14 protein-coding genes are annotated in these 13,179 nt (G+C 44.2%); 9 read left to right on the top strand and 5 right to left on the bottom strand.

Going from position 1 to position 13,179, the window contains the following annotated elements; genetic code table 11:
* Positions 1 to 34 precede the first annotated feature (34 nt).
* Both V7K49_RS30295 and V7K49_RS30290 read right to left on the bottom strand, forming a co-directional pair.
* Complete coding sequence (locus V7K49_RS30295; RefSeq protein WP_334866358.1) at positions 35 to 478, bottom strand: VOC family protein; 444 nt, start codon at positions 476 to 478, stop codon at positions 35 to 37.
* A 76-nt stretch (positions 479 to 554) separates the two neighbouring features.
* The gene (locus V7K49_RS30290) at positions 555 to 1,064 is read right to left on the bottom strand and encodes a TIGR02652 family protein (RefSeq protein WP_442935949.1); all 510 of its coding nucleotides are present in this window, start codon (positions 1,062 to 1,064) and stop codon (positions 555 to 557) included.
* A 242-nt stretch (positions 1,065 to 1,306) separates the two neighbouring features.
* Between V7K49_RS30290 and V7K49_RS30285 the strand changes: the two genes are divergently transcribed.
* From V7K49_RS30285 to V7K49_RS30275, 3 genes are all read left to right on the top strand, one after another.
* Positions 1,307 to 1,834, top strand: coding sequence for a gamma carbonic anhydrase family protein (locus tag V7K49_RS30285; protein ID WP_334866361.1), 528 nt, complete (start codon positions 1,307 to 1,309; stop codon positions 1,832 to 1,834).
* Positions 1,835 to 2,044: 210 nt separating this feature from the next.
* Positions 2,045 to 2,170 (top strand): photosystem II protein Y, encoded by a 126-nt coding sequence (locus V7K49_RS30280; protein ID WP_273764542.1) that lies wholly within the window; start codon positions 2,045 to 2,047, stop codon positions 2,168 to 2,170.
* A 360-nt stretch (positions 2,171 to 2,530) separates the two neighbouring features.
* Entirely contained in the window at positions 2,531 to 3,829 is a 1,299-nt protein-coding gene (locus V7K49_RS30275; protein ID WP_335208932.1) for a bifunctional folylpolyglutamate synthase/dihydrofolate synthase, read from the top strand.
* 16 nt (positions 3,830 to 3,845) lie between these two features.
* Here the strand turns inward: V7K49_RS30275 and V7K49_RS30270 are convergent, their stop codons facing one another.
* Positions 3,846 to 5,144: an ABC transporter substrate-binding protein gene (locus V7K49_RS30270; RefSeq protein ID WP_335208931.1), complete on the bottom strand. Its 1,299-nt coding sequence runs from the start codon at positions 5,142 to 5,144 to the stop codon at positions 3,846 to 3,848.
* Positions 5,145 to 5,345: 201 nt separating this feature from the next.
* On the opposite strand from V7K49_RS30270, the gene pilM reads away from it, so the two are divergent.
* Positions 5,346 to 6,452 carry a type IV pilus biogenesis protein PilM gene (gene pilM, locus V7K49_RS30265; protein WP_335209217.1) on the top strand — a complete coding sequence of 369 codons (1,107 nt, stop codon included), beginning with the start codon at positions 5,346 to 5,348 and terminating at the stop codon, positions 6,450 to 6,452.
* 106 nt (positions 6,453 to 6,558) lie between these two features.
* Here pilM and V7K49_RS30260 read toward each other — a convergent pair whose 3' ends face one another.
* Entirely contained in the window at positions 6,559 to 6,696 is a 138-nt protein-coding gene (locus tag V7K49_RS30260; RefSeq protein WP_335208930.1) for a hypothetical protein, read from the bottom strand.
* Between the two features lie 292 nt (positions 6,697 to 6,988).
* Here V7K49_RS30260 and V7K49_RS30255 point away from each other — a divergent pair, with 292 nt between their 5' ends.
* The 3 genes from V7K49_RS30255 to V7K49_RS30245 all read left to right on the top strand — a co-directional run bounded on the left by V7K49_RS30255 (position 6,989) and on the right by V7K49_RS30245 (position 11,131).
* On the top strand, positions 6,989 to 7,765 hold the full coding sequence (locus V7K49_RS30255; protein ID WP_335209216.1) for a PilN domain-containing protein: 777 nt from the start codon (positions 6,989 to 6,991) through the stop codon (positions 7,763 to 7,765).
* On the top strand, positions 7,762 to 8,538 hold the full coding sequence (locus V7K49_RS30250; RefSeq protein ID WP_335208928.1) for a pilus assembly protein PilO: 777 nt from the start codon (positions 7,762 to 7,764) through the stop codon (positions 8,536 to 8,538). The genes V7K49_RS30255 and V7K49_RS30250 overlap by 4 nt, the downstream gene beginning before the upstream one ends.
* 169 nt (positions 8,539 to 8,707) lie before the next feature.
* Entirely contained in the window at positions 8,708 to 11,131 is a 2,424-nt protein-coding gene (locus V7K49_RS30245; protein ID WP_335208927.1) for an AMIN domain-containing protein, read from the top strand.
* 273 nt (positions 11,132 to 11,404) lie between these two features.
* Here V7K49_RS30245 and V7K49_RS30240 read toward each other — a convergent pair whose 3' ends face one another.
* Positions 11,405 to 11,653, bottom strand: coding sequence for a hypothetical protein (locus V7K49_RS30240; protein WP_335208926.1), 249 nt, complete (start codon positions 11,651 to 11,653; stop codon positions 11,405 to 11,407).
* Between V7K49_RS30240 and V7K49_RS30235 the strand changes: the two genes are divergently transcribed.
* Positions 11,652 to 12,224 carry a Uma2 family endonuclease gene (locus tag V7K49_RS30235; RefSeq protein WP_335208925.1) on the top strand — a complete coding sequence of 191 codons (573 nt, stop codon included), beginning with the start codon at positions 11,652 to 11,654 and terminating at the stop codon, positions 12,222 to 12,224. The two genes, V7K49_RS30240 and V7K49_RS30235, sit on opposite strands and share 2 nt — an antisense overlap.
* A gap of 648 nt (positions 12,225 to 12,872) precedes the next feature.
* Positions 12,873 to 13,157 (top strand): HU family DNA-binding protein, encoded by a 285-nt coding sequence (locus V7K49_RS30230; protein WP_103137906.1) that lies wholly within the window; start codon positions 12,873 to 12,875, stop codon positions 13,155 to 13,157.
* Positions 13,158 to 13,179 lie beyond the last annotated feature (22 nt).

The following is a 13,179-nucleotide window of genomic DNA, read 5'->3' as shown; positions in this document are numbered from 1 at the left end:
ATATATTAGCAACAAAGGTAATAAAAAAGCTAAATTATGGGAGTTTTGTTAAAACCCGAATGAATTCCAGAGGTAAGCCATCAGTATCGGCGATGAAAGCCACTTCATAAATGCGATCGCCTATTTGCTGTTGTGTCGGTTCTAAAAGTACCTTCAACGGTTGTAATACTTCGGGTTGACTCTCAGCAGCTAGTGCCACACGTTCTTGTAAATTTGTCAACCAGCTAGGTAAATCTGGTGTCATCTCAGTTAAATCGAACGAGAGATGATAGTACCCCACATAATGTTCGTCAGCAAAAGCATCTGGGGCTGGCTTTGGTTCGGGTATTTGGATTAGTTCAATTCTGCCACCTAATCCTTGCATCCAGCAAGCTAAGGTGTAGCCTGTAGTAAAGCGTTCCGAAATTGTAAACCCTAAATGTTCGTAGAAAGCGATCGCACGATGAATATTTGCAGTCCGAATAGAAACGTGGTGCATAACAAAAGTTAGGAGTTGTAAATTATGAGTTATAAATTGAATTTAACTCCTAATTCCTAACTCCTAACTTCTAACTTTACTCAAATAACCTGAAATAGGGGTAGCGTACAGGGACGCCAGGCTCTTTTTCCAAGTCAAAATTAATCACTTCCCAACAGGCATCTTCTGAGGTATCAGGGCTAAACTCCACGGGTAAGCCGTATAGTCGAGCAGCAGTAGCTTCCGGTTGTCCAGAACGCCAAGGTGTACTGCGTTCCAAGTAGCCACTCATCAATTCCTGATAGCGTTGAGCAATTATCACTTTTGTTGCTCGATAGCCTTGGGTATAAAGCTTGTCTAATGCTTCGTGAATTTCAAAGCGAATACCATCGGGATGAGTATGCTGTCTATACCATTCATTATTCCACCTTCGCCAATGACGTCCCGATTGCAAATGGATTAACTCTCCATTTTTAGGATTAGCTTCAAACGCGCCATGACGCGGACACAAATAGGTATCTGTTAATGTCAGCGCCGGAATAGTCTGGCGACAATGGGGACACTGTATTTCAGGTCCAAACATCGGGTACTGCAAACCTGGATTCATCATGAAGTGCGTACAAACATAATTTTGTCTTCACCAGCACTAGTAGGTTGGATTATACACTTCGGCTTCGCCACTTTGGGTTACTTGCTCACTCCTGCAAAGACACGGGCTTGTAGCAGTAACATTGCTAACTAGTGTTTTCCTCAGCGTAGAGGCTTGACGCTGTGATATCCTGGTTGTGAAACTAGCCTCAAAAGTTGGATTTTCTCCAGTGTTCCTGGGTACCATATTCATATTCTATCGTGTCTACCGCTTCTTACTGGACATCTGTTGATTTTTCTCAAGCTGCCTTTATCGCAGCCAATGCTGTTGTTATGGGTTCGGTAAATATAGCAGCAGGGGCGAGCATTTGGTATGGAGCAGTGGTTAGAGGAGATGTAGAACGGATTGAAATTGGCGAATGCACAAATATTCAGGATGGGGCAATTCTACATGGTGATCCTGGTTTTCCGACAATTTTAGAAGATCATGTTACCGTAGGGCATCGCGCTGTGATCCATTCCGCTTACATTGAGCGTGGAAGTTTGATTGGCATTGGCGCGGTGATTTTAGACGGGGTACGAGTGGGTGCTGGTAGCATTATCGGTGCTGGCGCAGTCGTAACTAAGGATGTACCTCCGTTGTCCCTAGTTATCGGCATTCCTGGCAAAGTGTTACGGCAAGTAACAGAGGCTGAAGCCGCAGAACTCATTGAACACGCTAAACGTTACCAAAAGTTAGCTTTAGTTCATGCTGGTAAGGGTACTGATATCGGGTTTAAGAAGTCTTAGGGAGTGGGGAGAAATCAATTCAAAATTCAAAATTTAAAATTCAAAATTGTTCGCGCAGCGTCTCGTAGAGAAGAAAAGACTGGGGGAGAGCTAGCTAGAATTTAAACATTCTTTACATATGTAGTTGGAAAAGTTGCCCACTTCAGCTAAAAATAAAAATGAGAGCAGTTGACAAAACTTTAATTTCTACTTAAGAGAGGGGTTCTAGATATGGATATCGATTTCCGTATAGCAATCGTTTTAGCACCAATTGCCATTGCCGCTGGCTGGGCAGTGTTTAATATTGGCGCTGCGGCTTTAAGACAAATTCAAGGCTTTTTTGATCGGGAAGCTTAGATTCGGCTCAATATCATCACTCTTCAACCGACTGTTTCTCTTCACAGGGGCAGTCAGTTCCTGTTTTCCGAGTTATGAGTAAAGAATAGGACTTAGGCACACTCTCCGAATTCTTCTCTACCAGACGCTGTGCGATCGCAAAGTATCTGGTAGAATTGGCGCTCTTCTCTACCAGACGCTGCGCGTTCACGTAGTGTCTGGTAGAGTTGGCGTCAACTCTTGGAAACTAGAGGCGTTCACGTAGCGTCTGGTAGAGTTGGCGGTAGCCTGCGGCAAGCCACTACATGTCTACGAAAAATTAAGCTTTTTAGCAATTCTTGCGTAAGTCCTAAAGAAGTAAAATTCCCGACTCCCCCTTCCTTGAATATCGATTCTGTAATACAACCCCTTCAACGCTTTGGTGTCCATTTGGGACTCGATCGCATTGTCAACCTATTGGCAAATCTCGGTAATCCTCATCACCAAATGCTGGTAATTCACGTTGCTGGCACCAATGGCAAAGGTTCGGTTTGTGCCTATCTTTCCTCAGTACTTACTGAGGCTGGTTATCGAACAGGACGCTACATTTCCCCCCATTTAGTTGATTGGACGGAACGTATTTGTTTAAATGAACAGCCAATTTCCTCTGAGGAATTGAGCCAATTATTAGAAAAAGTCCAAGCTGCTATTCGTCCTCAGGACGAATCGGCAACTCAGTTTGAAGTAATTACCGCAGCTGCTTGGTTGTATTTTGCCCAGCAGCAAGTTGATGTGGCTGTGGTAGAAGTCGGACTAGGAGGGCGTTTAGATGCTACCAATGTCTGCTTGGAACCCCTGGTTACGATCATCACTTCCATCAGCCGGGAACACTGGCAGCAACTTGGCCCCACCCTCGCCGATATTGCTAGAGAAAAAGCAGGTATTCTCAAACCTGGATGTCCCGTTGTGGTTGGGCCATTGCCACCGGATGCAGAGAAAGTTGTGCGATCGCGTGCTTTAGAATTACAATGTCCGATTTTTACGCCTCAACCCGCCCGTCAACTAGCGTCAGGATGGGCAGAATATCAAACTATTCAAAATTTTAAATCAATTAAATATCCTTTGCCGTTAGCCGGACAAATTCAATTAACTAATTCAGTTTTGGCTTTAACTGCTTTAGAAATTCTCCAACAACAGGGTTGGCAGATTTCGGAAGAAGCCATAATTAACGGCATGGCAAAAACTAAGTGGCCGGGGCGGATGCAATGGACTAACTGGAACAAGCATAAATTATTAATTGATGGTGCTCATAATACAGCTGCTGCCCAAGTTCTTCGTCAGTATGTCGATAGCTTAGACGCAGTTAACCATGAGCCAGTCAATTGGGTTATGGGAATGTTTTCCGATAAGGATCATGCAGATATTTTTGCCGCCCTGCTGCAACCAGGCGATCGCCTTTATTTAGTACCAATATCAATAGAACCTTGGCCGGGTAGAACTTCTGCTGATTTAGACTACCTAGCAAACCTAGCTTACAGCCTTTGTCCAGAATTAGGCGATCGCCAAATCTATCCAGATTTATTCACAGCATTAGAAGCCGCAACCTCAACTGCTACTACAGACGATTTAATCGTTTTGTGTGGTTCCCTTTATTTAGTAGGCGATTTTTTATCTACAACCAATATAATTCGTAAATCATAATTACGAATTACAAAATTTATCTTTGATTCCACTGTTGCGCCGCATCTTCTACGGCTTTGTCTACACTTTTCTCCCCTAACATTGCTGCTTGCAAGTTTTCATAAACTGCTTTTTGCAAGAGGTTGAAATCCTTCAAAGTGGGGGTTAATATTTCTGCATGTTGTAGTTCTTTAGCACTAATAACCCGCGCTTTTTCTACTGTTGAAGCATTAGCTGGAATATCTTTAAAGTAACTATCAGACAATGCTTTGACTGTAGAAGGTAGAACATTTGCAGCTTTAGCAAAGGCTAACTGATTTTCGTCATTGGTAACAAATAAAGCAAACTTCACAGCACTGTCTGGTTGTTTAGTGTCGCGGGGAATAACTATGTTCATCACCGCGACATTTTTCTTGCCTGTGTCACCAGTGAGTTGAGGGGCTATTCCCGAAGCTTGAGCAATTTTCGGGGCATTATTAGCGATCGTTTTCAGAAACTCTGGCCCAGAAGCTAGAAACGCAGTTTCTCCAGATTGGTATAAATCGATCGCGTGGCGATGTCCTTGGGTCAAAGCTTCTTTAGGAAGCAACCCTTTTTTATACAAGTCTACCCAATACTGAAACGCTGCTTTCCCTTGTGCTGAATTAAACGCTGCTTTCCCCTCAGCATTTATTAGAGTGACTCCCATTTGCACGAAAGATTCCAGCACTTCACCGGAATCTTGCGGTACGAAAGTCACAAAAAAGGCATATTTCCCAGTCTTATCTTTAATTTGTTGCGCTGCTTGTGCCAATTCTGCGTAGGTTGCGGGTGGTTTATTGATACCCGCCTGTTTTAACAAATCAGTGTTATAAATGGTTAGCCGTGTGGTGAGATACCAGGGAATCCCAAAACTCTTGCCATTAAGCGTACTTGCTTTCCAGATATTCGGTAGATAGGAGGAACGTACATCGTTTGAGACTTTTGCATCTAAATCTAACCAGGCATTTCGTCCCGCAAGTTGGGAAGCGAAACCTGGATTGAGGTTAACTACATCAGGTGGCGTTTTTGCTGAGACAGCTGTTAAAATTTTGTTCTCCATCGCCGCCCAAGGTACATCAACCCAGTTAACCTTTATACCAGGATTTTGTGATTCAAAATTCGCAATTAGGCTTTTGAAGTAGTCGCTAAATTGAGGTTGGAGTTGCATCGTCCAAAACTCAACAGTTGCCACTCCGGAAGTAGCTTGTTTTGTACCTGTACCAACATTACCTGTGCTGCAACTTACAATCCAACTGGTTAGTAAGCCAAGCAGTACCAAAGCAACAAGTTGTTTAAATTTTCGTAATTGAATCATTTTCCCAGTATTTTTACGCTTGCTCAGTGTGAAAAGCTTAGGCAGAATTGTCGAGGTTATCGGCTAAATAAATTACCTAGCACAAAGTCCGTTTTTTAGTATCATTTAAATTTCCAATTTAGCAGTCCAGCGGGCACAACTGTGGTAAAAAGTTTCACTAGTCTGTTTGGCAAATCGAATAAAGGGGCCGGCATTGAACTTGTGGTAAAAAGCTTCAATGGTCTGTTTGGCAAATCGAATAAAGGGGTTGGGATTGAACTTGCCCCCGAACGGGTAAATATAGTTCAGTTACGCAAGCAGGGTCAAGGCTTGAAACTAGAAACCTTTACATCGGTAGCAGTTCCAGAAGGCATAGTTACCGATGGTCAAATTAACGACACTCCAGCAATGGCGCAATTAATTCAGCAGGCGCTAGCTGAGAGCAAAATCAAAACTTCTCGCGTCGCCACTGGTGTACCAGGGCGAGATTCCATCGTTCGGATCATCCCTGTGCCAGCAGAGTTAGATGACAAAGAACTGCGAGAAATGGTGCTAAACCATGAAGCAGGTTTATATTTACCCTATCCTCGTGAAGAGGCTGATGTAGATTATCAGAAACTTGGGTACTTTGTAGATGAAGATGGCATTGAAAAAGTACATGTACTCCTAGTAGCCACTCGCAAGGAGATAACGGATACCTATATAAGTACATTCGAGCAGGCAGGATTACAAATCGATGTTTTAGAAATTAACAGTTTTGCTCTAATTCGGACTATTCGCGATCAACTGCGACAATTTGGGCCGCAAGAAGCAGCAGTACTAGTTGATATAGAGTTCGATAGTACAGAAATCGCCATCATCGTTAACGGAGTGCCGCAATTTTCGCGTACAGTCCCAATCGGCACTTCTCAAATGCAAACTGCCTTAGCAAGGACAATGAGCTTACCCACATCACGAGATATGGAATTGTTACACGGAATGATTATTCCCTCAACTCCCATAGACGGTGGGAAAACCGGCGTGACTGAACTCGATCCTGGGATGGCAGCCATATTGAGAGTATTGGGAGAACTAACGGATGAACTGCGCCGTTCCATCGATTTTTACCTCAATCAAAGTGAAAATTTGGAGGTAGCGCAGATTTTATTAGCTGGGCCAGGAGGTGGACTCCAACAGCTAGATGAATTCTTTACCCAACGATTGAGCTTGCCAACTACCCAAATAGATCCAATCGGGGCTTTGTCCTTGGAAGTTGATACTGATAAATATCCACAGGTGCAACGCTCTGGCTTGGCGATTGTACTTGGTCTAGGAATGCGGGAGGTGTAATACCAATTTTAGATTTTGGACTTCGGCTTCTCTCCGAGACGCTACGCGAACGCTCAGTCGAACGATTTTAAATTTTGGTGAAGCAGCGCGGTCCTCTCCCTTGGCGTTAGCCTCTCCCAATGTGAGAAGGGGAGCCACTGCGGTCTTCTCCCAAGGGGAGACGCCAAGGGCGATGGGGTTTCCCCAAGTAGAGCAAGTGGCGTGAGAGTCCAAGGGCGATAGCGCAGCGTAAAGCCTGCGGCATGGCAACTCTTAGAGACGCTACGCGTAGCTTGCTTCTCCGCAGGGGTACGCTTAGAGCAAGCCTGCGTACAGCGTCTGGTAGAGACCGTCTGGGGGTTTCCACGCCACTTGACGGCAGTTACTTTAAGTCGGGAAACCGCAAGGGCGCACTGCCTCCTTTATGCCGGGGAACCCGTCCACCGCAGTGGCTCCTCATGAGCGACTGCACCAAGCCGAAGGGATTATCTGTTTTGACAGTCACGCTGTTTGAGAATTCTCAAACCATAATATTTATTCCTAGTTGGTGTGAGAAAATGTACAGTTTGGATGTTAACTTTCTTAAAGACCGCCCAGCATACCAGGAACAGCCTAAGAGAAAAGGAGGCATATCCCTAAACCTGCCTACGGGGAATTTAACACCAGTGTATGTGGGAGTTGCAATAGGTGTAGGTCTTCCAGCTTTATTGGGAGTTAGTTGGTGGTTTTTGCAAGGGAAGATTGTTGAATTAGATGGTCAAATTGCACAACTTGACCAAGAAAGCAAGAGATTAGATACAGAAATAGGAAATATTAACAAAATCAAAGCCGAGACGAATGCAATAAAAGGGGAAACCCAAGCTTTGGTGACTGTATTTGACCAGATTCGACCTTGGTCAGCAATGCTGCAAGATTTGCGCGATCGCACCCCAGCGGCAGTGCAAATCGAGAACATCAAGCAAATCCCACCAATTGCGGCAGCGGTAGGTCAGCCAGCAAACAATCCCGCCGGGGGATTAGAAATTACCGGATTGGCTCGGTCTTTTAACGATGTCAATGATTTCTTATTGATTTTACAACAGTCTCAGTTCTTGAAGTCCACAGAAAGCAGAATTCTAACAGCAACGTTAGTAGATGCTCCCTTAACACCAAGTGTGGGTCAACCAATTACTGGTGTAATAATTAAGCCACCCCAACTAGTGAAATACACTATTCAATCGAGCATGAACGATGTTCCAGCTTCGGAATTAATCCGGGAGTTAGAAAAAAAAGGCACAGTGGGGTTAGTGACTCGAATTCGTAGTATGCAACAAACAGGAGTCATTTCAAAATGACGCTGAGTGATGATTTAAATTTTGCCGAACATGGTGGGGAATTTGATTCTGCAACGCCAGCCTACCCTGTGGTATTTGGCATTGCCTTCACACCAAATATCATTGGGATCTTGGTGGGGGTAATTGGTTTAGCAGGAGCAGCTTATATCTTGTTAAACCTGCTGATGCCAGCTTGGGAAAGCTATCAGCAGCAGCAAGCAAAAAGCTTGGAACTGCAAGCGCAAGTTGCCCAGAAAAAAGCCAATATCAAACAAATTGACAAAGTTAAAGACGAACTAGCACAGGCAAAACAGCAAAAAGTTCAAGTTTTAGGTTTATTTGCTAACGAAAAAACTTCGGATACATTGCTGTTGGATATGAACCGTTTAGTTGAGTCTGGTAATACCCCAACTTCTATAAATGCAGTAAGAGCCAAACTGAAGAAATTTGTCCCAATTTCTCAAAAACCAGAACCAATTATCGATGGAAGTCTAGGACTACTGGTTGACGGCAAGCTGCAACGTAGCAGTATCAATGCTGAAATTACCGGAACTTATGAACAAACGCAATCAATAATCCGTAACATTGAGCGTTTACAGCCTTTGTTAATAGTTAAAGATTATCAAGCAACTTTGGTTCCAGCAGAGCCAAGATCCCCATTAGATAAAACGCCTGTGCAGGTAGGTCCAGCAGCGATTAATACATCATTCCAGCTACAGATATTGATGCCACTTAGTCCAGAAGAAATAGCAGCGGCAGCGGCAGCGGCTGCTAAAACTGCCCCGAAAAAGTAGTTATGAGTTAGGAGACGCGATTAATTGCGTCTGTACAGGAGTTAGGAGACGCGATTAATTGCGTCTGTATAGTTAGGAATTATGAGTTATCATTCCTGACTATTCACTCCTCACTCCTAACTATTCACAATTGTTTGTAAACAAGGTTTTATTAAGTGAGGAATGAACTGTGAAACAGCTTCACGGTAATAGTTTTATATTAGGTACTGCCGCTTTTGTATTTTTGGCAGCTCAACCAGTTTGGGCACAAATTAGTCAAGTTACTAATGTACAGTTAAATCCAGTTAATGGTGGAATTAGCGTTGCTTTAAAAACTTCTTCAGGGTCGCGCCCCCAAGTTTTCACGACAAAAAGAGGTAAGGCTTTAGTCGCAGATGTTATCAATACTCAATTACGATTACCACAAGGCAATAGTTTTCGTCAAGATAGCCCAGCACCAGGAATTGCCTCCGTGGAGGTTAGTCAGCTTGATGCCAATAGCATCCGGGTGACGGTAACTGGCAGCAACAACGTACCTAGCAGTCAACCGGTGGTGCGATCGCCAAATGGAATTACACTCAGGTTTAGCCCATCCGCAGGCACTATAGCATCAGCACCAACGCCAACAGCGCCAACATTCACAGCACCGCCTGCTACTACTCCAGCCCAACCGGGTCAAAAGCCAGGTGTTCTGGTTCCCAACCCGGAAATCACGATTGACGGAAAACCTGCACAAACTGCTGGGTCAGGTCAACCTGTGAGTCAGGCTCCACCTTTCTTACCGAGAGCCGTTGCCCCACCTGTGGGAGATATTGCCATTTCCAATACTGATGCTTCTCCTAGCACTATCGACTTAGGAACTCAGGAACGTGTACCCCGCCTAGTACTGCGAGATGCGCCGGTGCGTGAGGTTTTATCACTGCTTGCCCGTGCTGCTAATTTGAACCTGGCTTATATCGGAGGTGAGCAAGCTGCTGCTGCTGGAGGTCAAGCGACCTCTCAAACAATCTCCCTGGATATAGAAAACGAGCCAGTGCAAGATGTGTTTAACTACGTTTTGCGCTTGAGTGGTTTGGAAGCTAACCGCAGTAATCGTACACTTTTTGTTGGGCCTAAACTACCTAATTCCACCCGTGACATGATTATGCGTAGCCTGCGACTTAATCAAGTATCAGTGGGAGTAGCCCTGAATTTTTTGGTCGGCTTGGGGGCAGAAAGTGCGGTCAGCCGCGAACGACAAGTTACCAGTGTTAATGCCGTACCCGTGGGTACTGGAGTTGCACCTATCACCCAAACTCAGACGACTACAGAAACCAGAGTTGAAACTCAACGTGTTACTTTTACAGACTCTAACCCATTACTGAGAGGTTTACAGGCGTTAGGAGATGAGCGTACTAATTCTCTAACCTTGATTGGCCCTCCCCGGCTAGTTGAGATGGCTATGGCTCAACTAACTCAGCTTGATATCCGCCGTCGTCAAGTTGTAGTCAACGTCAAGATTATCGATGTTAACCTCTTGAACACCCAGGATTACAACACTAGCTTTTCTTTTGGAGTTGGTAACAACTACTTCACTAATGATGGTGGTGCAGCATCTCTGAATTTTGGCGGTTCCAGACCAGCTACAAGAGCTGAAACATCAACCAGTGTGACTAGTACACCTGTCATCCAGAATCCCGTTACAGGAACGCCTTCCGTTGACCCCAACACAGGCGTAGCTATTCCAGGAACTACTCCAGGTACGGTAGTAGTAGATGCAAATGGCAACGTTACTAGAATTGCAAACCCAGGAAGTGGCACTTTCTATCAACCTATTGCGCCTACTGGCAACCCCCTACAACCAGGTTTCTCTAATATCACCCCAGCGACCGATAACATCATTACAAGGAACGCTGATGGCACATCAAGTATTACACAAGGTGTCCTTGGTACAGCTACTACAGCTTTGCCAAGTTTATTCCAGTTCCCTAAACGTCTTCTCGCTAGCTTGCAGGCTCAAGTACAAAATGGCAACGCCAAGATTTTGACAGACCCTACCTTAATTGTGCAAGAAGGCCAAACCGCTAATGTAAACCTGACTCAGGAAGTGGTAGGCAATATTAAAAGGGAAATAGTTCGCGATGCAAATCTTGCTACAGAAACGATTTCAGCGGAAAAAGACCGAGTAGGTTTAACTCTAGCTGTCAAAATTGAGCGGATTGACGATAACGGTTTTGTCTCTCTATCGGTAGCTCCTGTTGTCAAGGCACCACAAGCTCCAGCTACCATAAATGTTGGCGGAGGTGGTAGCCAACAAATATTCTTGGTATCTGAGCGCTCTCTTAATTCTGGCTCGATTCGCTTGAGAGATGGTCAAACCTTAATTCTCTCAGGCATCATTCAAGATGCAGACCGAACAACTGTTTCTAAAATTCCCATCTTGGGTGATCTTCCGCTGATTGGTTCGCTGTTTAGAAGTACAAACAGACAGAATCAGCGCAATGAGGTGATTGTGTTGCTCACACCTCAGATTATGGATGACTCTGATAACTCCTCCTACGGCTATAACTACACCCCCAGCCCACAAGTGCGCCAAATCCTTGAGCGTCGGGGCTTGAAGGTTCCTAGCAGATAATAAAGATAATGGGTAGATGAGTCACCTCTGGCTCAAATCCTCGAACCTCTCCCTGCCTTGAACTAAAGTTCAAGTCTGTCCCTCTCCGACTCGGAGAGGGACAGTTTTGCGTAGTAAAACCTCTTAGAGGTCTTTTGTATTTAGCTAATTAGACACACACTATCTGAGGCGTCGAATTCACGTTAAATTAGGATAAACAATGATTTGAAAAAACATGATTTTTCAGCTTGTCAGCCAAGATTCAACAGATAATGTTCTGACTTTTTGAATATGTTAAAAATCGCGATCGGCTGAGACAATGGTGAGATTTTGTTGCAGAGCGATCCACAAGTCATTTTCAGCAAAACCTAAATCAGTTATTTTAGTTTTTCTGCGCTTGCTTTTTTCTTTTGGTGGAAATTCATTGAATAAAGCAGCTTTAAGTTGACCATAAGTATTAGCATGAACTACGGTGGCGATAACAACACCCGCAGAAAATAGGGTTTTACTCCAAAACATCAGCTGGCAAACTTTTAAAACCATGCTGGCTGAAATGGGTTCAGATCGTAACTCCCGACTGGCTTATGACAATGGAACCGTAGAAATTATAATCCCACTGATGCCGCACGAAAACTCAAATCGCTTAATAGAGGTTTTTGTTGGGGTATTGTGCGAAGAGTTGGGCTGGGAAATTAAACGCGCTGGTTCATTAACTTTAACGCGGGATGATTTGCAGCGGGGAGCCGAGCCAGATAGTAGCTACTACATCCAAAATGAAGCATTAGTTCGGGATAAAGAAAATATTGACCTCGCCACCGACCCGCTCCCTGACCTTGTGCTGGAAGTGGAATATTCCAGGTCTGCAATAGACAAGCTTAAGCTTTATGCTGCGATGGGAGTCCCTGAATTTTGGCGTTATAACGGCAGTGTGTTGCGAGTCTACACACTTGCAGGTGGGCAATACTCAGAAGTCGAAACCAGCCCTACTTTTACGCCTGTGTCGGTCAAGGAGATTCCTCAGTTTATGCAAGAAGCGAAGAAGAATGGGGAAATTGCTACTACCCGTGCTTTTCGGGCTTGGGTGCAACAGAAAATTTCTGCTAGGGAAAAGTAAAACCATGTCCGGCAAATTGACCATAATTATCGCCAAACATCTTCCCTAGTAATGCCTACTGTGTTCACACAAGTCTCTCTGGACACAATTTATGGTTTATCGAATAGCTCAAGAAAACCTCAAGAAAGGTTATGCTACGCAAAACCTATCCCTCTCCTTGGTAAGGAGAGGGATTAAAGTCAGGACAGGGAGAGGCTTTGATTTTTCCAGATGAGGTGAAAAGTCAACAAAATCCCCGACTTCTTTAATAAGTCGGGGATCAGAGGCTTCGATTTTCAATAACTCTTCAAATCCTTAATTAATCTCAACAAATACTAACCATCTCCCACCTTCCCACTCCCCTATTCCCTTGGCGATCGCAGTTTTAATAAGTATTTTTTCCTAGTTTTTGGGTGGTTTTTAGTGAAACAAGTACCCTAAAATGACAAAACATCCTGAAATCTATATAAATTAATGGTTTCATCTATCCACATCAGGCTACAACACCTTAGAATGATTCATTGAAAAGTCGAGCCGATGGGATGTACAGCCATTTTGAGTAAAAATACTCCCAAAGGATGATTTTTGTATTTCTGCGAACAAAGATTTAGTACAGATGTACCAAATTACATCCGTAAAGAATCTCAAGTAAACCTTCAGGAGTTTGACATGAACAAAGGTGAATTAGTTGATGCCGTAGCTGAAAAGGCTAGTGTTACCAAGAAACAAGCGGATGCAGTCTTAACTGCCGCTTTGGAAACGATTATTGAAGCAGTTTCCTCTGGTGATAAGGTAACGCTGGTAGGATTTGGCTCATTTGAATCACGGGAACGTAAAGCCCGCGAAGGTCGCAACCCGAAAACAAATGAAAAAATGGAAATTCCAGCGACGAGGGTTCCTGCTTTCTCGGCAGGAAAACTGTTTAGAGAAAAGGTAGCACCCCCAAAATCATAGGTTCTATCTTCTGGAACCCTTT

The organism is Nostoc sp., from assembly GCF_036919675.1.
In the GTDB taxonomy this organism is placed as follows: Bacteria; Cyanobacteriota; Cyanobacteriia; order Cyanobacteriales; family Nostocaceae; genus Nostoc.
Note: the sequence above shows the minus strand (reverse complement) of the source record. Positions and strands in the feature narration are given on the sequence as shown.

Coding starts and splice junctions, on each gene's coding strand:
- V7K49_RS30295 (WP_334866358.1), bottom strand. CDS start 478: ATGCACCACGTTTCTATTCGGACTGCAAATATTCATCGTGCGATCGCT.
- V7K49_RS30290 (WP_442935949.1), bottom strand. CDS start 1,064: ATGAATCCAGGTTTGCAGTACCCGATGTTTGGACCTGAAATACAGTGT.
- V7K49_RS30280 (WP_273764542.1), top strand. CDS start 2,045: ATGGATATCGATTTCCGTATAGCAATCGTTTTAGCACCAATTGCCATT.
- V7K49_RS30270 (WP_335208931.1), bottom strand. CDS start 5,144: ATGATTCAATTACGAAAATTTAAACAACTTGTTGCTTTGGTACTGCTT.
- V7K49_RS30260 (WP_335208930.1), bottom strand. CDS start 6,696: ATGCCGCAGGCTTTACGCTGCGCTATCGCCCTTGGACTCTCACGCCAC.
- V7K49_RS30255 (WP_335209216.1), top strand. CDS start 6,989: ATGTACAGTTTGGATGTTAACTTTCTTAAAGACCGCCCAGCATACCAG.
- V7K49_RS30250 (WP_335208928.1), top strand. CDS start 7,762: ATGACGCTGAGTGATGATTTAAATTTTGCCGAACATGGTGGGGAATTT.
- V7K49_RS30235 (WP_335208925.1), top strand. CDS start 11,652: ATGCTGGCTGAAATGGGTTCAGATCGTAACTCCCGACTGGCTTATGAC.
- V7K49_RS30240 (WP_335208926.1), bottom strand. CDS start 11,653: ATGGTTTTAAAAGTTTGCCAGCTGATGTTTTGGAGTAAAACCCTATTT.
- V7K49_RS30230 (WP_103137906.1), top strand. CDS start 12,873: ATGAACAAAGGTGAATTAGTTGATGCCGTAGCTGAAAAGGCTAGTGTT.